The 26,252-nt window shown below is 38.5% G+C and carries 25 protein-coding genes and 3 tRNA genes; 11 read left to right on the forward strand and 17 right to left on the reverse strand.

The window, feature by feature from the left end; all coding sequences use genetic code 11:
- Positions 1-2 precede the first annotated feature (2 nt).
- Positions 3-1,829 carry an HPr family phosphocarrier protein gene (locus MVE01_RS10395; RefSeq protein WP_472562121.1) on the forward strand — a complete coding sequence of 609 codons (1,827 nt, stop codon included), beginning with the start codon at positions 3-5 and terminating at the stop codon, positions 1,827-1,829.
- A complete protein-coding gene (locus tag MVE01_RS10400) occupies positions 1,822-3,210 on the forward strand; it encodes a PTS transporter subunit EIIC (protein ID WP_472562122.1) in 1,389 nt (462 codons plus the stop codon). The genes MVE01_RS10395 and MVE01_RS10400 overlap by 8 nt, the downstream gene beginning before the upstream one ends.
- Positions 3,211-3,224: 14 nt before the next feature.
- On the opposite strand, the gene MVE01_RS10405 is transcribed toward MVE01_RS10400, so the two are convergent.
- Entirely contained in the window at positions 3,225-3,635 is a 411-nt protein-coding gene (locus MVE01_RS10405) for a hypothetical protein (RefSeq protein WP_472562123.1), read from the reverse strand.
- A 160-nt stretch (positions 3,636-3,795) separates the two neighbouring features.
- On the opposite strand from MVE01_RS10405, the gene MVE01_RS10410 reads away from it, so the two are divergent.
- Positions 3,796-4,836 (forward strand): hypothetical protein, encoded by a 1,041-nt coding sequence (locus tag MVE01_RS10410; protein WP_472562124.1) that lies wholly within the window; start codon positions 3,796-3,798, stop codon positions 4,834-4,836.
- Here the strand turns inward: MVE01_RS10410 and MVE01_RS10415 are convergent, their stop codons facing one another.
- The 9 genes from MVE01_RS10415 to MVE01_RS10455 form a co-directional block, all read right to left on the reverse strand.
- On the reverse strand, positions 4,837-5,886 hold the full coding sequence (locus tag MVE01_RS10415; RefSeq protein WP_472562125.1) for a sensor histidine kinase: 1,050 nt from the start codon (positions 5,884-5,886) through the stop codon (positions 4,837-4,839).
- Complete coding sequence (locus MVE01_RS10420) at positions 5,873-6,523, reverse strand: response regulator transcription factor (protein WP_472562126.1); 651 nt, start codon at positions 6,521-6,523, stop codon at positions 5,873-5,875. Before MVE01_RS10420 ends, MVE01_RS10415 begins: the two co-directional genes overlap by 14 nt.
- 128 nt (positions 6,524-6,651) lie before the next feature.
- Positions 6,652-7,119, reverse strand: a complete 468-nt coding sequence (locus MVE01_RS10425; RefSeq protein ID WP_472562127.1) for a PTS sugar transporter subunit IIA — start codon at positions 7,117-7,119, stop codon at positions 6,652-6,654.
- Positions 7,104-8,237: an N-acetylglucosamine-6-phosphate deacetylase gene (nagA, locus tag MVE01_RS10430; protein ID WP_472562128.1), complete on the reverse strand. Its 1,134-nt coding sequence runs from the start codon at positions 8,235-8,237 to the stop codon at positions 7,104-7,106. Before nagA ends, MVE01_RS10425 begins: the two co-directional genes overlap by 16 nt.
- 10 nt (positions 8,238-8,247) lie before the next feature.
- Positions 8,248-9,798, reverse strand: coding sequence for a long-chain-fatty-acid--CoA ligase (locus MVE01_RS10435; RefSeq protein ID WP_472562129.1), 1,551 nt, complete (start codon positions 9,796-9,798; stop codon positions 8,248-8,250).
- A gap of 1 nt (position 9,799) precedes the next feature.
- Entirely contained in the window at positions 9,800-11,032 is a 1,233-nt protein-coding gene (locus MVE01_RS10440) for an OmpP1/FadL family transporter (RefSeq protein ID WP_472562130.1), read from the reverse strand.
- A gap of 10 nt (positions 11,033-11,042) precedes the next feature.
- Positions 11,043-12,305 carry an alpha/beta hydrolase family protein gene (locus MVE01_RS10445; RefSeq protein WP_472562131.1) on the reverse strand — a complete coding sequence of 421 codons (1,263 nt, stop codon included), beginning with the start codon at positions 12,303-12,305 and terminating at the stop codon, positions 11,043-11,045.
- A 24-nt stretch (positions 12,306-12,329) separates the two neighbouring features.
- Positions 12,330-13,220 carry a deoxyribonuclease IV gene (nfo, locus tag MVE01_RS10450; protein ID WP_472562132.1) on the reverse strand — a complete coding sequence of 297 codons (891 nt, stop codon included), beginning with the start codon at positions 13,218-13,220 and terminating at the stop codon, positions 12,330-12,332.
- Between the two features lie 7 nt (positions 13,221-13,227).
- Positions 13,228-13,713, reverse strand: coding sequence for a hypothetical protein (locus MVE01_RS10455; RefSeq protein WP_472562133.1), 486 nt, complete (start codon positions 13,711-13,713; stop codon positions 13,228-13,230).
- 91 nt (positions 13,714-13,804) lie between these two features.
- Here MVE01_RS10455 and MVE01_RS10460 point away from each other — a divergent pair.
- Positions 13,805-13,879, forward strand: a tRNA-Glu gene (locus MVE01_RS10460).
- Positions 13,880-13,910: 31 nt separating this feature from the next.
- A tRNA-Glu gene (locus MVE01_RS10465) sits at positions 13,911-13,985 on the forward strand.
- Between the two features lie 176 nt (positions 13,986-14,161).
- On the opposite strand, the gene MVE01_RS10470 is transcribed toward MVE01_RS10465, so the two are convergent.
- From MVE01_RS10470 to dnaG, 4 genes are all read right to left on the reverse strand, one after another.
- Positions 14,162-14,237 (reverse strand) — tRNA-Ala (locus tag MVE01_RS10470).
- A gap of 52 nt (positions 14,238-14,289) precedes the next feature.
- Complete coding sequence (locus tag MVE01_RS10475; protein ID WP_472562134.1) at positions 14,290-14,568, reverse strand: peptidylprolyl isomerase; 279 nt, start codon at positions 14,566-14,568, stop codon at positions 14,290-14,292.
- Positions 14,569-14,666: 98 nt separating this feature from the next.
- A complete protein-coding gene (locus tag MVE01_RS10480; protein ID WP_472562135.1) occupies positions 14,667-15,668 on the reverse strand; it encodes an argininosuccinate synthase domain-containing protein in 1,002 nt (333 codons plus the stop codon).
- Complete coding sequence (gene dnaG, locus MVE01_RS10485) at positions 15,655-17,307, reverse strand: DNA primase (protein ID WP_472562136.1); 1,653 nt, start codon at positions 17,305-17,307, stop codon at positions 15,655-15,657. The genes MVE01_RS10480 and dnaG overlap by 14 nt, the downstream gene beginning before the upstream one ends.
- A 222-nt stretch (positions 17,308-17,529) precedes the next feature.
- Here dnaG and MVE01_RS10490 point away from each other — a divergent pair, with 222 nt between their 5' ends.
- The 5 genes from MVE01_RS10490 (at position 17,530) to MVE01_RS10510 (ending at position 22,139) form a co-directional block, all read left to right on the forward strand.
- Complete coding sequence (locus MVE01_RS10490; RefSeq protein ID WP_472562137.1) at positions 17,530-18,573, forward strand: tetratricopeptide repeat protein; 1,044 nt, start codon at positions 17,530-17,532, stop codon at positions 18,571-18,573.
- Positions 18,533-18,976 (forward strand): ribonuclease HI, encoded by a 444-nt coding sequence (rnhA, locus tag MVE01_RS10495; protein WP_472562138.1) that lies wholly within the window; start codon positions 18,533-18,535, stop codon positions 18,974-18,976. Before MVE01_RS10490 ends, rnhA begins: the two co-directional genes overlap by 41 nt.
- Before the next feature lie 84 nt (positions 18,977-19,060).
- Positions 19,061-19,732, forward strand: a complete 672-nt coding sequence (gene rnc / locus MVE01_RS10500; protein WP_472562139.1) for a ribonuclease III — start codon at positions 19,061-19,063, stop codon at positions 19,730-19,732.
- A gap of 1 nt (position 19,733) precedes the next feature.
- A complete protein-coding gene (gene aroC / locus MVE01_RS10505) occupies positions 19,734-20,810 on the forward strand; it encodes a chorismate synthase (RefSeq protein ID WP_472562140.1) in 1,077 nt (358 codons plus the stop codon).
- Between the two features lie 3 nt (positions 20,811-20,813).
- Positions 20,814-22,139 (forward strand): YdgA family protein, encoded by a 1,326-nt coding sequence (locus tag MVE01_RS10510; RefSeq protein ID WP_472562141.1) that lies wholly within the window; start codon positions 20,814-20,816, stop codon positions 22,137-22,139.
- Here MVE01_RS10510 and MVE01_RS10515 read toward each other — a convergent pair.
- The 3 genes from MVE01_RS10515 to MVE01_RS10525 all read right to left on the reverse strand — a co-directional run bounded on the left by MVE01_RS10515 (position 22,136) and on the right by MVE01_RS10525 (position 25,475).
- Positions 22,136-22,702, reverse strand: coding sequence for a ribonuclease HII (locus tag MVE01_RS10515; RefSeq protein WP_472562142.1), 567 nt, complete (start codon positions 22,700-22,702; stop codon positions 22,136-22,138). The genes MVE01_RS10510 and MVE01_RS10515 overlap by 4 nt on opposite strands.
- 144 nt (positions 22,703-22,846) lie before the next feature.
- Entirely contained in the window at positions 22,847-23,755 is a 909-nt protein-coding gene (locus tag MVE01_RS10520; RefSeq protein ID WP_472562143.1) for a hypothetical protein, read from the reverse strand.
- Entirely contained in the window at positions 23,742-25,475 is a 1,734-nt protein-coding gene (locus tag MVE01_RS10525; protein ID WP_472562144.1) for an AAA family ATPase, read from the reverse strand. Before MVE01_RS10525 ends, MVE01_RS10520 begins: the two co-directional genes overlap by 14 nt.
- 245 nt (positions 25,476-25,720) lie before the next feature.
- Here MVE01_RS10525 and MVE01_RS10530 point away from each other — a divergent pair, with 245 nt between their 5' ends.
- Positions 25,721-26,197 (forward strand): REP-associated tyrosine transposase, encoded by a 477-nt coding sequence (locus tag MVE01_RS10530; protein ID WP_472562145.1) that lies wholly within the window; start codon positions 25,721-25,723, stop codon positions 26,195-26,197.
- Positions 26,198-26,252 lie beyond the last annotated feature (55 nt).

Here is a 26,252-nt window from a genome sequence, read left to right on the forward strand (position 1 = left end):
CCATGGGGCTCTTTTCACTATTTTTCTCTAAACCTGTTTCTACAGAACTTACAGTGACTTCCGATAACGGGTTTCATCTTAGACCCATTGCAAAATTCGCAGCTGTGGCTAAACCATACCCTTGCAAAATAGAAGCTTCCTTTAAAGGGAAAACTGTAGATGCCAAAAATGTCAATACCCTGCTTTCACTCTCTTTGGAGAAAGGAAATCATTTTAAAATCACTGCACAAGGCAAGCAGGCACAAGAAGCACTGAAAGTACTTCAGCATACATTTATAACACTTATGCAGGATGATAAAGAAGTAAAAAAAATCCAGAAAGAGCAGATAGCCTATGAAAGTGATTCTGTCATAGAGGGTCAGATTATTTGTAAAGGAATTGCTATTTCCCCTGCATATTATTACCAAGAGAAGAGAATCCAAAAAGAGACAAACATGACATTGGCAGAAGCCATAGAAAAAAGCATGCAGGAACTTGAAACACTCTACCATACACAAAAAGATCATACCGATATCTACCTTGCACAAAAAGAGCTTTTGGCTTCACTTCAAACAGAAGTCAAGACACTCTTAGAATTGGAAAAGCTCATAGAGAAATCCTGTTCAGAACTTTTAGATACAAAACTTGAAGCAAAGATCAGTGATTACCATGATATTTTACAGCGCGTACAAAAACACTTGGGGCTAGAGACAAAAGTATTATTTCCTAAAACACCATTCATACTTTTAGCCAATGATATGCTTCCCAGTCAAATAGAAAAACTCTCACAAACTGCTGTGCAGGGGGTGGTTCTTAGAGAGACATCGGTCAATTCCCATACGGCGATCCTGCTTCGCGGGGCAGGTATCCCATCACTCATAGCAGCACATGACAAGATAGGTGAAGCTACAGAGATCATTTTAGATGCCCATAGCAGCGTACTCATTACAAAACCTACAAACAATGATCTTCAAAGAGCAAACAAACGTTTAGAGGAGGATATAAAACAAACACGGAATGCCTCAAGTAAACGTTTTGATCCGGTCATAACCCAAAGCAGAAAAAAGATCAAAGTCTTAGCCAATGTTACGGATGTCAACTCCGCTACCTTAGCAAAAGAAGAAGGTGCAGAGGGCATAGGGCTTCTACGAACAGAATTTCTTTTTAAAGAAGAAAAGCCTACCTTAGAAGAACAGACAGATGCCTATGAGAAGATCTTTTCTCATTTTGATGAAATCACCGTACGTACACTCGATGTAGGAGGAGACAAAGCACTACCTTACATTGACCTGCCCAAAGAGAATAATCCCTTTTTGGGTATACGCGGTATACGCCTTTTCCAAACCCATCCGCAGATCATGGAGGAACAACTCCATGCTATTTTTAAAGCTTCAAACAACAGGTTCCTAAAGGTCATGTTCCCCATGGTTAGTACAGTCAAAGAATTCAATGAAGCAAAAACATTTGCCAAAAAAGTCGCACAAAAATATCAACTCAACATTGAGCATATTCAATTTGGCATTATGATAGAGGTACCCTCCGTACTCTTTTTGTTGGACGCGTTCAATGAAATAGTAGATTTTTACTCCATCGGTACAAATGATCTTGCCCAGTATCTTTTTGCCATAGAGAGAACACACCCTACACTTTATATAGAGGAAAACTCCTCTGTACTGTTTGATGCCATTGAAACCATTGTCAAAAAAGCGGATAAACCAGTCAGTATCTGCGGAGAGTTGGCAGGAAAAAGTAATGCGATCCCCCAACTTTTGGATCTTGGGATCACCACACTCAGCGTTTCACCCAAACAGATAGCCCAAACAAAAGAGGAGATACGAAATCATGTTTAACCTGCTACAAAAGATCGGTAAAGCACTTATGACCCCTATTGCTGTACTACCAGTTGCCGCACTATTGCTTCGTCTAGGATTTGGAGACATTTTTGATGGAGAGGTGGCACTCATCATGAAGAGTGCAGGGGATGCCATATTTTCAAATCTTGACTTGCTCTTTGGTATCGGCATCGCTTACGGACTTGCCAAGAACAATGATGGAGCAGCCGCTTTAAGCGGAGCGATCGGTGTACTCATTGCAAAAGCTGTTTACACCGGTATTGACAAAAATGTCAATATGGGTGTATTTGTGGGTATTATTATCGGGGTACTTGCAGGATTGCTTTATAATCGCTTTCATGCTATTAAACTACCTGAATTTTTAGGCTTTTTTGGAGGGAAAAGATTTGTACCTATTGTCACTGCCCTTTCTGCCATTCTTGTAGGCGTACTGGCAGGCTATTTCTGGCACTATGCACAAGGCGCCATTGATGCTTTTTCCAATATGATCATAGGACTGGGTGAAGTAGGAACATTTATCTACGGTACCCTCAATCGTCTGCTTATTCCCCTTGGACTGCATCATATACTGAACTCAGTATTTTGGTTCCAACTGGGTGAATATACCCATATCAAAGATGGTGTGGAAGTCGTGGCGAACGGTGACCTGCACCGTTTCTTTGCCGGAGATAAAACTGCGGGAGTCTATATGTCAGGTTTCTATGTAGTCATGATGTTCGGTCTTCCTGCCATGGCATATGCCATCTACCTCAATACACCCAAAAACTATCGTAAAAAAGCCGGTGCCATTTTGCTGGGAGTAGCCTTTACTTCGTTTTTGACCGGTATCACCGAACCGTTGGAATTTCTCTTTTTATTTGTTGCACCACTGCTCTTTGCACTGCATGCTGTACTTACAGGATTAGCACTGGCAGCTGCACAAATGTTGAATATACATGCCGGTTTTGGATTTTCTGCAGGATTTATTGACTATATCATCAACTATAAATTAGCCACGAATCCACTACTTATTTTACCCCTTGGGGCTGTTTTTTCACTGCTCTATTTTTTCCTGAGTTACTACACCATCAAAATATTCAAACTCAAAATACTCGAAACTGAACTACAGGAAGACACAACGGCTTCTGATCCTTCAGATGAAATATTGGCTTTTATAGAAGCGCTTGGCGGTAAAAAGAATATTCTTGATACCGATGCCTGTATTACCAGACTGCGTATGCATGTGAAGCAGAATGATCATTTGAAAGAATCCGATTTTACCAGTTTGGGAGCCAAAGGAGTGATCCGTCCGGACAAAAATACCATTCAGATCGTACTTGGTGCCAAAGCTGAAAAAATTGCAGAAGGTATCAAGGAGACTCTAAAAAATCCTCTTTAAGACATCTCCTGGCTTTATCGATGACAAGGTGAATTATCTATTGTATACTTACTTTTAGACAACCCGCCTTTATCTGTAACTGTTGTAAAGACATCATAGGTATTCCCTACCATAAGGACTGTACTTACTTTTGCCCCATCCTCATCAATAGAGTCATGAATGAGCCGTACCTGATCTCCGTTTTTTACTTTACTCTCTTCTCTGCCCATATAGACACCGTTGAGCATATAGCCGCCCATACCTTTTAACTGTAATCTTTCATCTTTCTTTAATCCGTGAAGCGTAACAAGATTTGATTCAACGGTCTCTTTACCCTTTACTGTATTGTCTTTAAAACAAAACTGTTCTGCTTCTATACTTGCATATATATGTGTAGTGAATAATAGTATAAATAAGCTACCTAATATTATGTTAATGTGTTTCATTTTTATTTCTCCTATCTATTTGAAATGAATTTGAATTATAATTTATGATCATTACCATAATGTTAACTTATGAATTATGCATTCTCTTACCTTGATATATTAATAAATAATTGCTATACTCATATACAGATTTAACAAAACATAAAAAGGCTCATACTGTATGCAAAAAATTCTGTTGCTATTATTCTTTTTTTTACTGAATGGTTGCTCTTTAAATAGTATTTTAGCCCTTAATGAAGTAGATAAGTCACAAGTTGTCAAATACTCTCCTTATGTTAAACACTATAGAGCCTACCTTACAAGAAGCAACCTAAAACCTATTAAAAATGGTAAAAAGTATCTTTATTTTTATAATAAAAAAGAGAAAGATCTTTCCATCCTTGTCCATCGCAGGAACCAATACATACTCTACAGTCTTTACCATCCTAAAAAAAGAGCTATTGTTTTCAATACAACACGAAGGACAAGATATCGTCATATTGCAAGAAAGTTAAGACACAAACATTATCTCCCAACTTCATGTACTCACATAGCCTGTATCCCTCATGTGGCTTTACGACGATATAAAGGTATTAAAACACTCCGCATAGAAGTAAAAGATTACCGCCGGCTTCAAAATATGTATAAAAAAGCAATTCGCACCTATAATGCAAAAGAGATAAGATCTATTCGGGTAAAACTACCCAAGCCATTGATATCTGCCTATTTTAACCGTTATGAGAAACGCGCAAAAACACAAAAACAGTTAGAGCAGCTGCAGATCATAGCAACCAAGCTGCAATTGCCTTCTGCAAAAAGCATTGCAAAAAAAATAAAAAAAGATACAGCAAAAGAGAAAAAAGAAGAAACAAAGAAGGTCATCAAGAAGAAGGGTGCAGAAACTCCTCCAAAAGAGGAAATTAAAGTAGTTGAAGTAGTTATAGAAAAACCTAAGAAAATAACGAAACCCTATTATTACTACTTAGGAAATGCCTCCTATGGCGAACTGAACAGTTATCTTTCCAATGGTGAGGCGAGGAATGACCTTACCTATAATCAGTATAATGCATTACAAAAAAGACGCGACATACTCAAAGAAGAAAAACTTTTACAGGACGGTTCTCTTGAAGAGCTGATCGCTGCCTATAAAAAGAATAAAGATCCAAGATACAAAACAAGGATCATGCGACTCATGAAAGAAGTTCAGGAGAATAAAAAGTAGTTATTCAATGATCTTTGTAAGATTTAATATGATTGTTGTACCTTTGGTTTCTTTACTTTTTATTTTTAGAGGTATATGCAGTTCATCACACAGCTTTTTAACAATATGTAATCCTATTCCAATGCCTCTATCCTGTTCTTTGTAGTATCTGTTAAATACTTTTGAAGGATTTTTGATCCCTTTTCCTGTATCTCGAATAGAAAGTTTCTCTCCTTCCATTGTAATGAATACATGACCGTTGGAAATATTGTATTTGCCTGCATTACTCAAGAGATTGTCCAAGATGCGCGTCAGTGCATCTTTGTTGGTTTGCAGTATTATTTTGTCTAAAGATATTTTATAGTCAACATCCGGATAGAGTATCCTAAAATAATTAACACGGTTTTCTACCAACTCTTTCAAATTAAAAGCTTCTGACTGCGTGGGAATTCCTTTTAAAAATATCTGAAGATTGTCTTGTAATGACAATATCGTTTCAATATTGTTTTCAAGTCTTTGGATCTTTTGATTGTCACCTATTTCTCTTTTAAACAGCTTTAAATTGATACGCATAGAGCTGATAGGCGTATTGAAATCATGTAGAATATCTTTTACAAATTCTTCATTGAGACGAAGTGCCTTTCGAAGAGGCATAATGGCATACAGAGCAAACAAGAAAGAGACAAGTGCTGCAAAAAGGGAGTAGAAGAGAAACTTACTGTATATCTCCTCTTTAAGGTTTTCAACTCTTGGGAGATAACTTGTTTTAGGATACGTCACTTCCATAAGAAATTTCTTAACTGTAGGAACTTTAAAGTAACTGTAAAAGTCTTTACTGTTCTGATAAAGAATATTCTCCTCTTTATCTTCAGCTTTTTCCACAAAGTCTGTTTTTAGTCCTTCACATTGTAAGGTATAGGCACAGAGCTTCATTTCTATTTGTATTTTCTCTTTTATTTCAGCCTTTTTTTCTTGAAATTCATGCCAAAAATTAATTGCTAGCAGTACTTCCAAAAGAATTAAGAAAATCAAAAAACTTTTAAGAAGTGATTCTAACTCATATGTTTTCAATCATATACCCTTGCCCTCTGATATTTTTTATCTCTATACCCAATTTATTTTTCAGTTTTGCAAGATTGACCCTTAAAGCATTTGCACTGGGCTGCTCTAGAAAGTCCATAAGTGTATAACTGTCAACAATCTTATTTTGCTGTACCATCAATGCATGAAAAATATTTTGCTGTACTTCACCCAAACCGATAGTCTGTGACTCTTTTTGCAATACTTTTGTAATAGGATTGTAACATATATCTTTGTAGTAAAGAAGTGTATCTTCCTGTTGGTATTTACTTTTGATGCGTATCACAAGTTCCTCCGGATCAAAAGGTTTCTTGACATAATCCTCTGCTCCTAATTCAAATCCTTTTGAAATGGAGTTTATATCTGTCAGTGCAGTAATATAGATAGCCGGCGTTTCATCCCCTGCCTCTTTGAGAGAAGAGAGTACATCAAAACCATTAATTTCCGGAACATTGACATCTAAAATATAAAGATCATAGCTTTTTTTAAATGTCAGATCAAAAACATCAGGACCCCGATGTGCTACATCTACACAATAACCCTCAAGTTCTAAAAATTCTTTAAGAGAATCACACAGTATCTGGTCGTCTTCAAGTAATAGTATTTTCATCATATATTTAGTATACATAGGAACCATTAACAAAGTGTTACCTATGTCTGTCTACTTCTTTTTTTTAGGTGCTTTTAGTACAATGAAGAATACAACTAATATGATTGCATACACGATATAATAGTATATATTGTCATTTTGTGGCATCATTTTACCTCCATGATCACATCACCGCTTTTAACGATCTTGAATTTTTTTTCTATCTGCTTTACATCACTGCTGTCTGAGATGATCACCGGTGTGATCGTATCTTTTGCCTTTTTTAGAGCCTCCATATCCACTTTTATGATCGCATCACCACAGGCAACTTGTTCTCCCTCTTTCACCAGACGTTCAAACCCTGCCCCGTTCAATGCTACTGTATCCAAACCTATATGTACCATTACTTCCAGGTCTTTATCACTTTTGATACTATAGGCATGATTTGTAGAGAATATCTTACTGACTTTTCCGCTAATAGGTGCAGTAAACACATTAGATAGCGGCTTTATAGCAACACCGTCTCCTACAAGTTTTTGTGAGAAAACCTCATCATCCACACGCTCTAAAGCAATCACTTCACCATCAACCGGCGCTTTTATCTCCCGTACTTTTCTTTTTAAAAATCCGAACATTCGTATCTCCTCTTACCTGAAACTATGGTTGATATGATACTGAAATCTTCATCAAAGATCACTATATCAGCATCATATCCAACTTTCAGTTCACCTTTTTTGACACCTAACTTTTGTGCCGGTATTTTTGTGACACTATTCATTACTTCAACCAATGATATAGAAGTATGTTGTAACATATTTTTTAAAGCTTCATTCATTTTAAGAACAGAACCTGCGAGCGTACCATCTTCAAGTATTGCTTTCCCCTCTGAAACCAATACTTTCTGTCCACCAAGATCATAGCTACCGCATTTCATACAACCTGCACGCATAGCATCTGTAATCAATACAAGCTTCTCTTTTTTCATACGATAAACAAGATCCAGTACACTGGCATGGGTATGTACCAGATCTGCAATAATATCACAGGTCACATCACTGTCAAATACTGCCCCAACAATACCAGGTTTCCTGTGATGATAAGGGCTCATCGCATTGAACAGATGTGTAGCATGTGATACACCCCATTCAAAACTCTTTTTTGTCTCTTTGTAACTTGCCTCTGAGTGTCCTATACTCAGTATTATATGAGGATAATTTTTTGACAACTGCTTTACAAACGCTTCATTCCCCTCTATTTCAGGAGCCAAAGTGATCATTTTAATCTCATTTATATATTTTTCTATCAATGATATATTTGGAGGTTGAATATACTTTTTATCCTGTGCACCATGTTTGGAAGCATTGATAAAAGGTCCCTCCAAATGAATCCCCAGAATATGTGCTCCATTGACTCTGGAAATACTGTTTTGAATATTTTGTAAAGCATTGTCAATCTTTAAAGGAGACATTGTCATAGTAGTTGCCAAAAAAGAGGTTGTTCCCGTTTGCAGGATAGTTTGTGAAATGTTTTCCAGACTTTCATACGTTGCATCCATCACATCTGATCCGCCACTTCCATGAATATGCAGATCTATAAACCCTGCACTGACGTAACTGCCTTTGGCATCAATCACCTCAATCTTGTCATGGTCTATACTATCCGATATTTCAATGATCTGTTCATTAAAAAGAATATCCTTCCCTTCTATGATCGTATCGTTAAGGATCAATTTGGCATTCGTGATGCATTTCATAGGTCACCCTTTAAGATGTTGCTTCACTTCTAAGTTTTTCTTTTAATACCCGTTTGAGTACTTTGCCTGTTGCATTCTTTGGAAGTTCACCAATTACGTGAATATGTTTAGGTATCTTATAATTTGCCAGATGTTCTCTCATATGTTTTTTTAACGCTGTCTCATCACAGTGATCAACATTATCTTCAAGTTCAACATAAACAATTGGTACTTCTCCACTCTTCTCATCTGCAATACCGATGACCGCCGAAGCAGCAATACCATCAAAAGTATCGATCACTTCTTCTATCTCACGGGGATAGATATTGATCCCTTTTGAAATGATGAGATCTTTTTTTCTATCCACAATAAAGAGAAATCCTTCATCATCCATATATCCCATATCACCGGTAAGAAGCCATTCATTGACGATCGTCTCATCTGTCGCTTCAGGACGGCCAAGGTAGCCCTGCATCACATTATCACCTTTGACAATAATATCACCTATAGCACCTCTTGGAAGCTCTTCAAGATTTTCATCCACAATCTTCATTGCATAACCATAGAGTGCCGTTCCGACAGATCCCACTTTTTGTTTTTTAAAGGTATTCATACATACTGCCGGGCTAGCTTCACTCAAACCATATCCTTCAAGCAATGTGGCTCTTTTAAACTTATTTGCCATGGCATCAAGTGTTTTAGGCTGTAACGGAGCAGCTCCTGAAATGAATGCACGAATACGGTTGAACCACATGAAATACCACGGCAGTTTTGCTTTTGCCAGAGCATTATAAACATCCGGTATACCGAAAAAGACCGTAACCCGTTTTTTCAGTACCTGTTTGAAAATATTTGAAAACGGTTTAAGCGATTTGATGATTACAATACTTCCACCAACATATAGTGGTAACATCACCCCTATGGAGAAGGTAAAAGAATGGAACATAGGTAAAAAGACGATGGCTCTGTCTTTTGCCTTTACATTAATGGTTCTTCGTCCAGAATCTGCATTGGAGAGGATATTCCTGTTGCTTAGCATTGCCCCTTTGGGTTTTCCTGTCGTTCCTGAGGTATATACGATCACTGCTGTATCTTCAAGTCCTCTTTTTACAGCAGGAGTACTGTTTTGTGACTGTAATGCTTTATTAAAATGTAAATGCTTCTCACCAACAGCAGCCTCTTCCCCTTCCCATAAAATAAAGTCACAAAGTTGACTTGCCCTTGAATTGTTAACTACCTTATCATGTATTGAAGAAGCTACCAATACAGAGCTTCCACTGTCTTCAAGAATATAACTAAGCTCTTCTTCTTTTAAAAAAGTATTGACAGGTACAAGGATCGCACCCAGTTTGGACACAGCAAATATCATATAGATAAACTCTGGAGAATTGCGTAAAAAGAGTGCGACCCTGTCACCCTCCTTTACCCCTTTTTCAGTCAAAAAACCTGCTAACCTATCTACTGTTTGAAGTATCTCACGATAGGTGATCTTTTCATCATCTACAAAAAGTGCTGTTTTCTTTTTACGTTTCTTGGCATGAAAGCTTATAAGTTCATAAAAATTATTGAATGTATACTCCATTTTAAAACTCGTATGATAACCCTATGGTTGTTAAGAATGCTCCACCCTCTTCAAAATTACCACCATTGGCTATAACTTGATTTTCTGCCACACCTCTTGTAATGCTGCGTGCTTCCTTGCTGTCATACAGGAATGCTGCACCCCAGGATAGATTCTCTGTCTGCTGATAACGGAATCCCATGGAAAATATCTTTGCATCGCTGTCAGGAAGTTCAAATCCTATTGTTCTTTCCGGCACCGGTGTCTCATCAAGTGCAAATCCCATCATCATAGTCAACTTATTATCCATTTTTATGGTTGCACCAAGTCTGAAAGTATTGGTGTCTTTCCAACTTCTATCCAACGGTGCATTAAAAGCACTATCCAAGATCGGATTCAGTATTGGACGGTCATAATTGAAATCCAACGCTTTATAGCTTGACCAGTAGGTTCTTTCATAATTGAATTCCAAAGTAAATTTATCCTGCCATGTTTTACTGATCGCAATATTGAGTGCTGCAGGGATCGGAATAGTCACATTTGCCTTATACTGTTGCCCTACTCCGCCAAAATAAAGATTTGCCTGCCCCTCTTCTTTCAGATCAACATTTGACCTGTAGGTTACGGCAACATTGATGTCGGAAGCAGGCTTATAGAGTAACGCTACATTGTATCCGAATTCAAAGGTATCCCCTTCCATCTCTCTTTTTATCGGTGCTCCGGCATCTGCTCCATCACTGTTGACTACACCTTCACTATAGATAAAACGTAATCCTGCACCTACTGAAAACTGATCATTCACTTTATAGGAAACAACAGGATTGAGTTCAAGATTTTTTAACGTAAACTCCTCTGCAAAAAGTTTTTGAAATGCACTGTCCCATTTCTTGGTAAGTCCTGCAGGAGCAACCAAACTCATACCCCACCTGAAATCTCCTATAGGGTTTGCCACATAATGCAAATTGGGAATAGCAATATTCTCAACATTGGATGCCCCGGAGTAAGGAGTGATCAGATTATATTTATTGGAAAAAAGGTGTGCTAACGTAATCCCACCTTCAATATACTGTTTATCTTCCATAAATGCCATGGCTGCCGGATTATAATACGCTGTATCTGCACCGGATGTATGTGCTACATAAGCAGCACCCAAAGCCATGCCATTAAGTGACTGCTCAGGGATCTTGTATGCTCCCGCCATTAACAAACTGCTTGCGGCAACACTTAATAACGTTATATTTACTATTTTTTTCATGACCTTCCTCCTAATATCCGATCGTTGCTTTTCTTACATCTGAAAAGATGTGACTTGCCAAACCATATCCCAGCTGACCACAGGCAGCATGTCCTATCTGTGCCCCTGTCATACCCAAGGTATCTTCTATAGGCAACAAAGCAACATCTTTGGCGCCAAGGTGCTTCATCGTCCCTTCTGTTATTTGTGAAATACCATAAGGGATCACATCATCACTTTTACAATGTAACAACCTTACTGTAGTTTGCGGTGCCCAGGCATGCACACTGTTCTGCACCACAGCTTCTCTGAACCAATTATGAGGATTTTGGAAAAAATCCCCTACAAATTGAGGATTGAAGAGACCATCTGCTCCTGTTGTTTTATTTGTAAGTTCCGGGTCGATCAGCGTACGATCAATGGAACCGTTAAACAGTGTCGGCAATTTGGAAGCATAGGGTTCATTGATGATAGAAGAGAGTGCTTTATCATACGCTTTTGCATAGGCATACCCTACATCTGCCATAAATGAAGGTACACTTAATGCTGGTTGACTCAATACGCCAAAAGCCGTGCTGTTTAAATCATACGGACCAGCCATCGGTGCAGCCATAGTCACAGGCAATTCAGCCAAAAGCCCCTCCTGCTCTATCTTTTGTAAAGTAGCCATTGCTGCATAACCACCTTCACTATATCCCGTAATAAACAGCTGCCCGTTTAAATGAATATCATTTTCCAGAGCAAAATCTTTAGCTGCTCTAATAAAATCCACTGTAGCATTTGCCAAAGATTTTTTCAACACAAAAGGATGGTAGTGTGCATTAGAATCACCGAATCCGATATAATCCGGCTGAAGTGTTACAAAACCTGCCATAGAAGTCAATATAATAGAAGCACCTGCGGGCATATTGGTCAATTGTGGTAACACTGTAGGTGCATCATTGTTTGCAAAAATCGTTCCATGATCATCACTCACCATAGAGTAGCCTTTTGCTGCTACCAATGCTTCAGGCAACCCTTTTGGTACAACCATATAACCCGATGCCTCTACTTCATTACCCTCTTCATCTGTTGTAGTATACGCTATCTTGTACGCTTTTTGTCCATAGATCGTTGTATTTTCATCTACTCCCGGTACTTTCGCATCCAAAAGTGATTTCTTGATACTTGCACCATCCAGATCAACAACGATCTTTCCACCAACGACGGTGTCATTGGTTGGCTGATGCAGATCTCCACATCCAATTATAAAAAATACTGAAAGTCCTACAATACCATTTAACAATTTTCCCATACTTACTTCCTCCATATATAAGTTTTACACTTTAATCAATGCATACAATGCTTTGATCTCCTCTGCCCAGATCGACTCGTCAATTGTTTCCAAGACAAGGGGTATATCATCCATACGCGAGTCATTCATAATGAATCTGAAAGCATCCCAGCCTATTTCCCCCTGACCTAAAGAGGCATGCCTGTCAACCCTTGAGCCAAGTTTCGGCTTGGAATCATTAATGTGCATCCCCATAAGAAATTCTCTACCTACGATACGATCAAAACTTTCCCACGTTTTATCATATGCTTCTTTGGTGCGTATATCATATCCGGCAGTGAACATATGACAGGTATCAATGCAGACACCTACACGACTTTTATCTTCTATTCTATCAATAATATATGCAAGATGTTCAAACTTGTATCCCAAGTTTGAACCTTGTCCCGCTGTATTTTCAATAACCAGGTTCACATTGGAATTTTCCGTTGATGCAATAGCAAGATTCATGGATTCTGCAATCACATCAAGACAGTGCAATTCTGCTTCCATCAGTTGATCTGCATAGTCAGGATCCTTTTTTGAGATCTTTACAAGATGAGAGCCGGGATGAAAATTGAGTTTTTCAAGCCCCAGCTGTTCGCACCGACTTAACTCATCTATAAATGCTTCTCTGGACTTTTCAAGCTTTTCTATTTCAGGATGTCCAAGATTGATGAGATATGAGTCATGAGGAAGGACGTGTTTTGGTTGAATACCGCTCTTTTCGAGGTTGGCTTTGAACGCATCAATGGTTTTTTGCTCTAAAGGTTTAGCAACCCACTGTCTTTGATTTTTAGTAAAAAAAGCAAAAGCCTTTGCTCCTATGGCCATAGCATTAAGTGGCGCATTGTCTACACCACCGCTTGCACTGACATGTGCTCCTACAAACTTCATATTTCCCTCATTGCTTCTTGATTTTTATAAGTATTGTATTGATTGTATCACGAAAAACAGTCTCACCCTTTAAAACAGTATAATGTATGTTATATTTGCCTGCTTTTGCAATCGTTTGTGTAAAGCCGTTACGATTTTTTTGCAAATTTTTACTGCCAAAGAGAGGTTTCCCTCTAAAAATAGCATCCAATATCCCTGCAGGATATGCACTGCTTAATACTTTTTGGTTAAAACGTTCTTTACTCATACATTCCAAAAGGCTCATACAGACACTGTTTTGTGAAATACTTAATGACATAACAGCTTGTCCATTTCCATAGATCTCTACTTTGACTTTATCCTGATTCTCATACACAAATCCCATATCTGCATACCTGAATGTAGGGGTTTTAAAGACGATCAGAGCAGCATCTTGTTTAAGGTAAGGTTGGTTTGAGCATGCCTGCAAAAAGAGTAAAAAGGGGATTACTAAAATAAAAATTCTCTTATTCACAAAAAAATCCTTGACAAAATTTTTTAATTATACCCAACTTAAGAGTTATTTAAGCACCCAATATATATAATTCCGTCCACAAGTTGTGAATGGCCCCATCGTCTAACGGTTAGGATCCATGGTTTTCATCCATGTTATAGGAGTTCGAGTCTCCTTGGGGTCACCATTTATATCTTGTAAACTTTTAAAATTTTGTTGGCCCCATCGTCTAACGGTTAGGATCCATGGTTTTCATCCATGTTATAGGAGTTCGAGTCTCCTTGGGGTCACCAACTTTCAAAAAAAATCCCATTTTTACCATAAATATTTCTTTTAGCATTATAATAAAAACTAAAAATTTAATAGAGTGTGTGTTTAGCGGTATCTAGATTTTGCGTGATTTGAATGAAATGTGCATGTAGTACATTGAACGAAAACGTGTGTAAGATAGATGCAAATTCATTAAATTTGGTGGAGCATAACGGGATCGAACCGATGACCTCTTCGCTGCCAGCGAAGCGCTCTCCCAGCTGAGCTAATGCCCCAAGTAAAGTAGAAAAAGATTCTAACATAAGGTAAGTTAAACTTACCTCATATTTATGAACGTTCTGTCACCTCAAGTAAATGGTAACCAAACTGGGTTTTCACGGGACCATGAACCACACCTACCTCATCATTAAATACCACTTTGTCAAACTCCGGTACCATTTGACCTTGTCCGAATGTACCAAGCTCTCCACCTTTTACACCGGATGGACAGGTAGAGTGATCACGTGCTGCTTCTTCAAAAGAGACTTCTCCTGCATTGATCTTCTCTTTAAGTTCTTTACAGAACGCTTCATCACTTACTAAAATATGTCTTGCACTTGCTGTCATAGTTATACCTTTGTTTAAATTTTTTCTTCGACCACTTCCACATACCTCAACAATCGAAGCTCAGGGAACGAAATTCCGATGGCTGAGCCTGTCAAAGCCTACTTTGCATTAAAAAAGTAGGCTTGTGCCTCTTTTTTCTCTTTAAATGGAGAGACCGTTACGCTCTCATCACCAACCTCAACATCATAACAATCTTGGGCTGAACTTTTCGCATAGGTGATGGCCAATTTTGCTGCAAGCTCTCTGTCTGCCAGGCTTGCATCGGCACTCAAAAGTGAAAAAGGTCCGGCTACAGGAAGTGTGATCGCTATATACTTATCACTTTCAATAGCCTGCAGACCTTCGTTGTCCTCTTTGTTGCGCCCTACTGCGAGTTTGGCTCCTTCAGGCAGTCTGAAGTGTCGACCAAACTTCAACAGTTCAATATCTTCTACTTCAAATGTATCAAAAGAGATAAACTCTTTGATACGCTCCGCGTAATGTGATTCTGTCAATAGACAACCACCCCCCGGAGACTCATAATCTTCCCAACCGTACGCTTGAGCCAATGCCAACTGTCTTTCACGGCTTCGTCCGGAAATGTCAAGTAATTTCTCTCTGTCAACCCAGCCTTCAAGCTCCGGAGTTGTCTCTTCCATCAGTTTGGCAGACATAGGACGCAAGATAAGTTTGTCTTCTTTGTCATTGGCTAGTTTACTCACCTGCTTCATCGCATCATGCCTTTGACTCATAGGGCGTTGCCCTATCACTTCACCTGTGACTAAAAATGAAGCACCCAGTTCATCCATCATTTTTTTTGCGATCTTGAACATATAGCCGTGACAATCAATGCAGGGATTAAAATTTTTTCCATACCCATACACAGGATCAAAGAGAATATTTTGAATATATTCATCCCGTACATCTACGATCTTAAACTCGGCACCTGCCAACTTGGCACGCTCTTGCATGATCTTGCTGACATCTTTGGTTCCGGAGAATCCTATCTTGATATGCAAAGCGATCACTTCAATCCCCTGGTCAGCCATCAGTTTGATGGCGATCATACTGTCAAGCCCTCCGCTAAAGAGTGCAATTGCACGTCTTTTATTCTGTTTCATAGGTTACCAACTCTCCTCTTTCTAATCTTGGAATAATATCTGTTCTTAACTTGCGTATAAGAAACATCTTTTTGTCGGAGGACAAAGAGGTGTCTCGGGGAAGAATCTTTAATTTTTGTTTATAATGTCGAATCAATATTTTTCTTAATGCATACAGCAATTTCTCCTCGTCCAATGTATGTATCTCTTCATTGATCTGCACTCCCATAAGCAGTGGATGATCCATCTCAGCTTTCAAAAGAAGATCAAAATACTCCCTGTAGGCTCCAAAAATACCAATATCAACAGTATCCAATACCGTATCAACAAGATTTGGACTCTCTATCAGTGTTTTAATAATACCCAACAGTTCCGTATCATCTTTTTTTTGTGAAAAATTCTCTTTTGCTCTGCTAAAATCTGTCTGTTTCCCGAACAGTGCCGGAGCCACACCGAGCAGTGTAGCTGCCATAGGAATATAGGAGTCTTTAATAATCTGGCTTAAGCTTTCTAAAAACTGTTTTGCTGCTCCAAATGCTGCCTCTTTTGCTCTGGGGTCATTCAGGTCATAGGCATAGATCGTTTTTTCTAATACAAATGGGATGAGCGGTTTAGCTTCACGTAGCAGTTTTGCCACTGCTTCACTCTGTCCTTTTGCTATAAGATCTGCAGGATCCTGTCCGTCAGGAAAAAGTACAACCCCTCCGTCAAAATTCGCTGTTGAGAGCATTTGTGCCGCCTTGAGTGCCGCAGCCACACCTGCCTTGTCTCCATCATACGCCAAAATGATCTTCGGATCGCCCTTTCTTAGCAATGGCAGATGCTCTGAGGTCAGTGCTGTTCCCATACTTGCCACTGCTTCGGTAAATCCTGCCTGATGGAACATGACTACGTCCAAATACCCCTCACAAACGATCAGCTTTCTATTTTTATAAATACTCTCTTTGGCAAGATCATACCCGTAAAGCAAACGGGATTTGTTAAACAGTTTAGTTTGTGGTGAGTTTATATATTTGGCAGGGTGGTTGGTGATCGTGCGCCCTCCAAACCCAACAGCTGCCCCACTGGTCGAGTAGATAGGAAAAGTGATACGCTCTACCAAACGTGCATAGTACCTGCCTCCTTCACCCTGTGCAAGCACACCTGCTTCCACTGCTTTAGGCAGAGGTAATAGTGTAGCATTCAGGAAATTCATTACTGAATTGCCATCAGGTACATACCCTATACCAAATCTCTGTATGGAACTCTGGGCGATGCCTCTATCCAAAAGGTACTGTTTGGCTGTAGTATTATTCTCCAGATTTTTCACATACCAGGTCTGTATGGACTCCAGTACACGTTTGGCATCAGAGTAGTCACTGCTTCCTTTGGTATAGCTCAAAGAGAAGTTGAACATACTTGCCAGTTTTTCTATGGCTTCGGGGTAGGTGAGTTTCTCCATTTCCATCACGAACTTGATGCTGTCTCCCCCGACACCACAGCCAAAACAGTGGTATATCTGTTTGGAGGGGCTGACTACAAAACTTGGGGTTTTTTCTCCATGAAAAGGGCAGTTCGCTTTGTAATTGGCACCGGCTTTTCGAAGCTCTACAAAGTTACCTATCACATCAACAATATCAATACTGTTTTTCAAAGATTCGATGGAGGCGTTATCAATCATTCTGTGTACTTTCTCCAATGGCTCCATCTCTCGTTAAAGACATAGCTTTAATGAGAGGAATTAAAGTAGAGTTTTGTTTTACTTTAAGGAGAGCAAATATATATGCGTTATCTATCATAGAAGAATTATATCTAATTTGATATAATCTAAGCATCTATTTCTTAAGATATATTCAGGGAACAAAAAATATCGGTTGCCAAGTCTGCCGAAGCAAGGACAATTTTGGAAAATATTCTACCTTCCTACAGTGATCCGCTTTTCAGTATTCTGCTCATTGTTGTGATCGCACTGATCATTGCACTGGTCTCTTACGGCTGGGGTATGTATAAACAACAAAAAGAAGAGGGGAAACTTTTAAAATTTTTAGAAAAATTTGACTCTGCAGAATGTACTTTGGACACAGATGATATGCCTTATGAACCACATATGTTCAAACCGCTGACCCTGCTTGCCAAAGCATTTGAGAATTCAGGGGAATATCATAAAGCGATCAGTATCTATCTTTATCTCATTAAACATATTGACAATGATCGAGGAGAGCTGGAACTCATGGAACGTTTGGCAAATACCTATCTGCATGCCGGTTTTCTCGAACGTTCCCGTTCTTTGTATACCGAGATCCTGCGACGTATGCCCCGCAATGCGAAAGTACTGCATGAATTAGGCATAGTCTATGAGAATATGCACCGTTTTGACAAAGCGCATGAGATCATTGAGCCGCTTCAACTCCTGGGGGAGGAGACAAATGAATTGGAAAATTTTCTTGCATTTTCAAAACTTAAAACAGATAAATCCCTCGCTATAGAAGAAAAAATAGAACAGCTAAAAGTACTTTTAGCCAAAGAGCCGAAACTCTATAGAGAGGGGGTATCCATGATGTTAAAACTGGATACTTCGGAAGCATGGAAACTTATAGAAACAGAGCATATCCATGAGATACTTGACATCCTCTGGTTCTTACCCAATTCACAACTCGATTTAGATATAATCGCTCATGATAAAATACTCCGTACGCTCTATTATGCGAAAGGATATTTGAACACGCCACATACACAGAGTGGTCTGTTCACACTGGATATGTTAGCTGTTGCAAGACAAAGTGGTTTTGAAGAAGGTGACCTGCACTTCTCTTTTCTTTGTACACAATGCAAGCAGAGCTTTCCCGTGAGTTTCAAACGTTGCCCGAACTGTATGGCGATATACTCTGTAAAAGTTGAGGAAGAAATTGCAAGAACAAGCCCGAAAACAGATTACTCTCTACTCTGACGGTTCCAGCCTCGGCAACCCAGGACCTGGCGGATACGGGGGGATTTTAGAGTTCAAAGGTAAACGCAAAGAGTACTTTGGCGGAGATACACATACCACCAACAACCGCATGGAACTACAAGGCGTTATTGAGGGGCTAAAACTACTAAAAGAACCTTGTGATGTAGAAGTCATTTCAGACAGCTCATATGTAGTAAAAGCAATCAACGAATGGTTGGAAGGTTGGATACGAAAGAACTTTGCCAAAGTAAAAAACGTTGACCTCTGGAAAGCATATCTGGAGGCTGCTGCACCACACAATGTACATGGTACCTGGGTACGTGGGCATAACGGACATCCGGAAAATGAACGTTGTGACGAACTTGCACGTAATGAAGCAGAACGTATCAAGGCAACTCTGTAGAGGCAGACCTGTGTGTCTGTCCTTCAATGAAAAAATGGGTAAACACAGGGGTTTACCCCTACAAACCAAATATAGGAGAACAAAATGAACGATTACAGTCAACTGGAAACTAGACTGAACTACACATTTAAAGACAAGCAATTGATTATTGAGGCTTTGACGCACAAAAGTCATAAAAAGCCTTACAATAATGAGCGGCTTGAGTTTTTAGGAGATGCTGTACTTGACTTGATTGTCGGAGAGTATCTCTTTAAAAAATTCCCCAATTCAAATGAGGGGATACTCTCAAAAATACGTGCTTCCCTTGTCAATGAAAGCGGGTTTACACTTTTAGCACGTGCCATTCATTTGGGAGAGTATATCTATCTCTCTATGGCAGAGGAGAACAACAACGGAAGAAACAAACCTTCTCTGCTTTCCAATGCTTTTGAAGCAGTTATCGGTGCCATCTATTTGGAAGCTGGGCTGACTACAGCAAAAGAGATCTCCATTAAACTGCTTGAAGAGTGTCATCCCAAAATTGATCTGAAATCTCTCTCAAAAGACTACAAAACCGCACTGCAGGAGTTGACACAGGCAACACACGGTGTGACACCGCATTACGAGATGCTGGGCTCTTCGGGACCCGACCACAAAAAAGAGTTTGAGATCGCTATTATCTTAGATGACAAGACCATTGCCACGGCAAAGGGTAAAAGCAAAAAAGATGCCCAGCAAAAAGCGGCACAGATCGCATTAGAAAAATTAAAGGCTTAACATGAACAGCTTTGGCAAAAAACTGACACTGACAACCTTCGGCGAATCACACGGTAAAGCTCTGGGATGCATCCTTGACGGGGTACCCGCAGGACTGAAGATAGATGAGTCATTCATCCAATCGGAACTTGACAGACGAAAACCCGGAAAAAGCAAACTGGAGACTGGACGCAAAGAAGATGACAAAGTAGAGATACTCTCAGGCACGTTTGAAGGGATAAGCACCGGGACACCCATAGCCATGATCATTTTCAACACAAACCAAAAGAGTAAGGATTATGACAATGTCAAAGACCTTTTCCGTCCCGGACATGCAGACTTTACCTACTTTCATAAATATGGATTGAGAGACTACCGTGGCGGTGGACGCTCTTCAGCACGCGAGACAGCAGCAAGAGTAGCAGGCGGTGCTATAGCCAAACTCATGCTCAAAGAACTGGGTATTGAGATTCAAAGCGGGCTGTGTGAAGTTGATGGTATCAAAGGAGAAACACAGGATTTTGAGTATGCCAAAACCTCTAAACTCTATGCACTTGACCCTCAGGTTGAAGCAGCACAGGAAGCGGCCATTCTAACAGCCAAAGAGAACCATGACTCAGTAGGCGGCGTGGTACTCACAACCGCCACAGGAGTGCCTGTAGGTCTAGGTGAACCGCTTTACTATAAACTTGATGCCATTCTGGCTGAAGCAATGATGGGTATCAATGCAGCCAAAGCCGTAGAGATCGGTGACGGGGTAGCAAGCACGCACCTCAAAGGCAGCCAAAACAATGATGAGATCACACCAAACGGTTTTAAAAGCAACCATGCAGGAGGTATCTTAGGTGGTATCAGCAACGGTGACACGATCATTGTCAAAACCCATTTCAAACCGACACCTTCCATTTTTCAGGAGCAGGAGACTGTCACTACACACAATGAAACGGTCAAATGCAACCTTAAAGGCAGACATGACCCCTGTGTCGCTATTCGGGGATCTGTGGTCTGTGAAGCGATGATGGCACTTACTTTGGCAGACATGACCCTGTTGAACATGGGCAAAAAGATGGCACATCTGACCACCATCTATAAAGGATAACTGATGCGTAAAATAGGATTCGGACTCATAGGCATTCTTGCACTTGCTGCGATCTACTATTTCACCTCAGGCTCAACACGTGTCACAGAAGAGATGAAGAAACAAGTCAACCATGAGCTGACAACATTGCAGCAGAACGGTTTTGGCATAGAGAACAGGGAGGTTGGGAAAACCCAAGAGCATTTCATCCTTGACTTTTCTGAGCCTGAGAAGATCATTGCCTACCTGAATCATCAAGGTGTGCAGATAAACACCAAAAACCTCTCTTCGCTTAAAGGCATGAAGTTTGCCGTAGATGCAAAATACCTGAAAGATGCCTACAGTGCACTCAGTACAGACATCTCTGTGAAAGCACTTCCGGATGAAGTAGTGGCAGCACTGCAAAAAAAAGATCCCGGACTGCTGGCACACATCAACAAAATGATAGATAACAAAAGCCTGCTTCTGCATGTAGATTTTAACAAACTGCTCAACGGGTTTAAGGGCTATGTCAAAGACATCAATGAGACTTTTCCCGATGATGTTTCTGTAAACCTGCTTGCGCAAGGCATGACCTTTGAAGGAAGCCTTGTCAATGAAAAGCTTAAAACACTGAAACAGCACATCGCACAACTCTCACTGCATGCGGACAAAGCTGTAGAAGTGGTGCTTAAGAATCTTACTGCAACATACACCCTTACAGGAGCAACCAACTATGATGCACAGACGACGTACAGCGTGGAAAACCTCAAAGCGTATGCAGCAGACGATTTTCAGATGGAGGGGGTAAACATCAAAGGTACCTCAACCACAGCGCTGCACAACAAACTTTTAAAAAGCAGTGCAAGCAGTACCATTGAAAAGATCACTCTTCAAGAGAAACAAAACCGCTATGCCTTGACTGAGACTTCACTGGATGTCACACTTGACAACCTTGACATAGAAGCCTTTGAAAAGCTTCAAAAAACAGATCCTCGGGATCGTCTTGCCATTAACAAACTCTCAGAGCAGATCCTCACCCAGGGAATTGAACTCAACATCAGTAACCTCTCTTCCAAAGAGGTAAACATACAACATCAGCCTATGGGCAGTTTTCATCTGAATGCCTACGGAAAAATAGATAGTTCTCTTGACCTGACAGCAGCACAGCAGAATCCACTGATCTTGTTACAGGCTCTCAGTGCTAAAACACATATTGAAGCCTCACCCGCACTCTTTTCACATCTCATGCAAGACCCAAGAGCCATGATGGTCATGATGCTCATTCCTCCACAAGAGAAGAATGGTCAAAAAGTGTATGATCTGAAGTACCTCAAGGGGAAACTGACTGTCAACGGGGTCTCTTTCTAAAAAAGCGTTGGTTCATCCAGACTTTTTACCCTGAATGTTTTACGGTGGATCTCACATCTGTCATATTTTGCCAGAGCCTCTATGTGGGCTTTGGTACCATACCCTTTATGTTTCTCAAACCCGTACTCTGGGTACAACTTAGCCTGCTCTACTATCTCTCTGTCTCGTGTCACCTTAGCCAAGATACTCGCGGCACTCACCTCTTGCACTTTGTCATCTGCCTTGATCATGGTCGTAATGTTGTCAACCCCGAAAGTACTGTTGCCGTCAAACAGGTACCGGGCATTCTGCAAGACTTTCTGTATAGTGCGTAAACCTTGCTGTAAACATTTGGAGATACCTAATTCATCTACCTCAGCAGCAGAAAAACAGACAATATGATGATCGGAATTCTCAATGATCAAACAATACAATGCCTCCCTCTTCTTCTGGGTCAACTTCTTGGAGTCCATCAACCCGTCAATAGGATTTTTAAGGATCACCCCGGCTATCACAAGTGAACCCGCCAAAGGACCTCGTCCTGCTTCGTCTATGCCGCAGAGAGGTTTGTTCTGTTCTTTCATTTTTTCTCCGAATTGTTTTTATTTTGTATACCCATCTTCGGTGTTGTAAGGGTACAACACCCTACAGGATTTTCACTATATTAAATTAATTTATATTCCAACCGTAGGGTGTTGTCCCATGACAACACCTTCTAAATTCGCATATCATACCAATCCTAACTCCTTGGCAATATCTCTTGTCAATTTGGATAATGGACGTTTGTGTAAATCATCTTCTTGACTATAGTTTGAAAACAGATATCTAAATATCTCATCTTTACTAAAACCAAATTTTGAAAGTTCTGTAATGTAGCTATCGGGATAATATGCTTTTTTAATAAGTAATTCAAGTACAACATCCTTATGTTGTTTATATAGTTCTTCCAATTTGAAAAGTTCTATATTACTCTGATTACCACTTATTCCTATTTCAAAACTATCAAAATTGTACTTTTCTTTTTCTACGGCTACAAAATCAACATTTTTAGGTTTATATGTAAATCTACAAGAGTTATCTACGACATCATATGGATTTTCCAAATCTTCCTTTTCTGTATCACTCTTTGTATGATTACATATAGAGCAAGAAGGGATAAGATTATAAAAACTCATTGCTAAAAATGGATATATTGATTTTGGATAAAAATGGTCTATTTCAGGTCGTAGTTTTCCATTATCGCTATCTATAACAAAAGTATAGTTACGGTTACAGTAAGGGCAACTGTTTAACCCTAATGCTTTCACAAAATAATATGCCCCATAAGTCGTTCTTGTACTCCAGTTTGTATATTCTCTCTCAAATATTCTCTTACGAAGTATTGTATTTAACGCACTACCATTATTTGTACTATCGGGATAATTTTCACGAAAATAGGAGATAATCGTTTTAAGTTCTCTTGTATCTGCTTTTAATATTTTTTCTATATTAGTGTCTATGAGTAAATACTCCAAACAAGATACTATATTTTCATCTAATCCCTCTCTATCAACATTATTTACATTATTTCTAATCTTGACAGATATTTTAGATGTATGCTTGTCTAAAAGCTCTTGATTAAGTCTAATCCCAATCATCAGATTTAAGCCTCTCTATTTTAGCTTCATATTCTGCGATTTGTTCTTCTTTTGTTTTGGGGAACCTTTCGCTATACATAAAAAGTAATTTTTCTTTTAAAAATGGTTCACCTATGGTATTTATTATTTGATAGAGTCTCTCTTTGTCTGCTGTATATAGTTCGTTTTTATCATCAAAAAACTCTATAATCTCATTTAGTTTCCCCTTAGCAAACTCCCCCATAAGACCATCTTCCATGAAGAAACTGTCACTTAGTAGAGTGTGGATATTTGCTCCGAAGGTTTGTTGTTTTAAACCTATATCTTTTTGACCATCTCTCAAAAAATAGATATTTTCATTGGGTATATCAGAAAGTATAAAAGGTGAATGTGTTGCACAAATAATATTAAAAGTATAATCTTTCTTTTTCTCTAAAACCTGTATTAAAATATTTAAAAATCTTCTTTGCCATTCTGGGTGCAAACCTTGTTCTACCTCATCTAGTAAAAGATTTATATGTTTATATTCAGGATGTGACTTTAAATTTTCTAATTGATTTAATAAACTATAAATAAATTTAATTATAAATTTCTGTCCATAACTTAAAGAATAAAAAGAAACATTATTTTTATCAAAAAAATCAATATCTACATAAGGAGGAAGATTTAATAAAAGCTCCTTATTTTCAATAATATTTTTTTTACCATGTAATAAATCCCATGTTATTGACTCTATCTCGCAATTTTCTATATACTCTAAAAAATTAAAAGTATCTTCAATTTTTCGTATTTTATAAATATATGAATTATCATACAATGTATCAAATTTATGCTTTTTAATATAACTTATTAGACTATCAAAATTTTCATCTAAATTATCTTTTTCTAGTAAACTTTTAAAGTGAGGGTCGTTTATAAATGTATAATTATCATCCTTTCCTTTATCAATTGTTTTTCTTAGGATATAGTAATATGATTTCAAAGAATACTTCTTTTTATCGGAATACGATGAAGATATATCTTCAACTTTTTTAAGAATAAATGAATTGTTTTTTGAAATATTATCTGAACTATTCGAAAGTTCGCAGGATACAGGAATAAAAAAATCTTTGATAAAATCAAATTCTATATTATTCTTAATAGTAAAGTATAAGATATCTTTTGTAGCCAAATAGTCTATGTTCGATAAGGATATTTTTCTATTTGCCTTATTGGGTTGTAATAAAATTGGTGTAGCATAATCATCATTCTTATGATAAAGTTTGTCAAAATCTAAATTGTTTTCATTGTTGTTTATCCAATCTAAACTATAGTTATAATGGAATGTAAAAAGTGAATTATCATCTTTTTCATATTTTCTAAAATTTCCTATAGTAGTTATATCTTCTTTATTAAATATATTTAAATTTACTCCACCAAGTTTACTATAACAATATTTCTTTTTGTCATCACTATAAAATACTGCTAGTACTTGATAGGGTTCATCAATAGGAATCACATTATTATGCATCAAATTACTGAGTAATGCCTCAAATAAATTACTCTTCCCACTCCCATTCTTCCCAACAATAGCAGTCACATTAATATTGTCACCAAAAAAGTTTTCTATGTAGTCATCGTTTTCATCAATGGTCAATTCATTTTTAACATCATCATAGTTGCAAGTAAATCGAGGAGAAAAATTAAACCCCTGCTTCTGAATGTTTTTATAATCCTTCACCCATAAATAGACCAATTCCATACTTTCCCTTTGTAATCAATGCAATAATTATAGCCAAATTTATGGTGTTGTGAGGGCACAACACCCTACAGCCCTCATGCTATTTAAATTTTACCAACCGTAGGGTGTTGTACCCTTACAACACCGATAATTTGAACGGCAATAAAATTATATTTGCATTACGTATTCAAATTCCAATTGAATACAAAAATATGACAATTTGCCATATTTTTTATATCTCATATCTATCTATGCTACTATTGAATATGTCAAATTATAAACGAATATATCTTGATGGGTATAGCTACTTTATCACCATGGTTACCCAAGGAAGAAACCCTATACTCATTGACAACATTACACTCTTACGTGACAGCTTCAAACGGAGCAAACAACGGTATGATTATCAACTAAATGCTATTGTCATTTTACCTGACCATATACATATGATACTCACACCCAAAAACCCTGAGGAATACTCCAAAATCATCACCCACATCAAACGAAGCTTTGTTTATGGACTAGATACATCATTCAAAGAAAAAGCCAAACTACACCTAAGTACCTCTAGCTACCAACGTAAACTCTCAGGCATCTGGCAAAAAAGATTTTATGAACATACCATAAGAGATGAAAAAGACTGGCTTGAAAAGATACATTATATACAACACAATGCTGTCAAACATGCCTACGTTGACACATGGGAAGCATGGGAATATTCATCATTCACAAAAAACCCGTAGGGTGTTGTACCGCTACAACACCGATAATTTAAACAACAAACATACCCGTGAATGC

This window comes from Sulfurovum sp. (assembly GCA_026990595.1).
GTDB lineage: Bacteria > Campylobacterota > Campylobacteria > Campylobacterales > Sulfurovaceae > Sulfurovum.

What these genes read in the sequence shown, in the direction of transcription:
- dnaG (WP_472562136.1), bottom strand. Translation starts at nt 17,307, where the DNA reads ATGATTGATAACGCCTCCATCGAATCTTTGAAAAACAGTATTGATATT.
- MVE01_RS10440 (WP_472562130.1), bottom strand. Translation starts at nt 11,032, where the DNA reads ATGAAAAAAATAGTAAATATAACGTTATTAAGTGTTGCCGCAAGCAGT.
- MVE01_RS10425 (WP_472562127.1), bottom strand. Translation starts at nt 7,119, where the DNA reads ATGTTCGGATTTTTAAAAAGAAAAGTACGGGAGATAAAAGCGCCGGTT.
- aroC (WP_472562140.1), top strand. Translation starts at nt 19,734, where the DNA reads ATGAACAGCTTTGGCAAAAAACTGACACTGACAACCTTCGGCGAATCA.
- MVE01_RS10510 (WP_472562141.1), top strand. Translation starts at nt 20,814, where the DNA reads ATGCGTAAAATAGGATTCGGACTCATAGGCATTCTTGCACTTGCTGCG.
- MVE01_RS10420 (WP_472562126.1), bottom strand. Translation starts at nt 6,523, where the DNA reads ATGTATACTAAATATATGATGAAAATACTATTACTTGAAGACGACCAG.
- MVE01_RS10475 (WP_472562134.1), bottom strand. Translation starts at nt 14,568, where the DNA reads ATGACAGCAAGTGCAAGACATATTTTAGTAAGTGATGAAGCGTTCTGT.
- MVE01_RS10480 (WP_472562135.1), bottom strand. Translation starts at nt 15,668, where the DNA reads ATGAAACAGAATAAAAGACGTGCAATTGCACTCTTTAGCGGAGGGCTT.
- MVE01_RS10395 (WP_472562121.1), top strand. Translation starts at nt 3, where the DNA reads ATGGGGCTCTTTTCACTATTTTTCTCTAAACCTGTTTCTACAGAACTT.
- MVE01_RS10400 (WP_472562122.1), top strand. Translation starts at nt 1,822, where the DNA reads ATGTTTAACCTGCTACAAAAGATCGGTAAAGCACTTATGACCCCTATT.
- MVE01_RS10410 (WP_472562124.1), top strand. Translation starts at nt 3,796, where the DNA reads ATGCAAAAAATTCTGTTGCTATTATTCTTTTTTTTACTGAATGGTTGC.
- MVE01_RS10530 (WP_472562145.1), top strand. Translation starts at nt 25,721, where the DNA reads ATGTCAAATTATAAACGAATATATCTTGATGGGTATAGCTACTTTATC.
- nfo (WP_472562132.1), bottom strand. Translation starts at nt 13,220, where the DNA reads ATGAAGTTTGTAGGAGCACATGTCAGTGCAAGCGGTGGTGTAGACAAT.
- MVE01_RS10525 (WP_472562144.1), bottom strand. Translation starts at nt 25,475, where the DNA reads ATGGAATTGGTCTATTTATGGGTGAAGGATTATAAAAACATTCAGAAG.
- nagA (WP_472562128.1), bottom strand. Translation starts at nt 8,237, where the DNA reads ATGAAATGCATCACGAATGCCAAATTGATCCTTAACGATACGATCATA.
- MVE01_RS10445 (WP_472562131.1), bottom strand. Translation starts at nt 12,305, where the DNA reads ATGGGAAAATTGTTAAATGGTATTGTAGGACTTTCAGTATTTTTTATA.
- MVE01_RS10520 (WP_472562143.1), bottom strand. Translation starts at nt 23,755, where the DNA reads ATGATTGGGATTAGACTTAATCAAGAGCTTTTAGACAAGCATACATCT.
- MVE01_RS10515 (WP_472562142.1), bottom strand. Translation starts at nt 22,702, where the DNA reads ATGAAAGAACAGAACAAACCTCTCTGCGGCATAGACGAAGCAGGACGA.
- MVE01_RS10435 (WP_472562129.1), bottom strand. Translation starts at nt 9,798, where the DNA reads ATGGAGTATACATTCAATAATTTTTATGAACTTATAAGCTTTCATGCC.
- MVE01_RS10405 (WP_472562123.1), bottom strand. Translation starts at nt 3,635, where the DNA reads ATGAAACACATTAACATAATATTAGGTAGCTTATTTATACTATTATTC.
- rnc (WP_472562139.1), top strand. Translation starts at nt 19,061, where the DNA reads ATGAACGATTACAGTCAACTGGAAACTAGACTGAACTACACATTTAAA.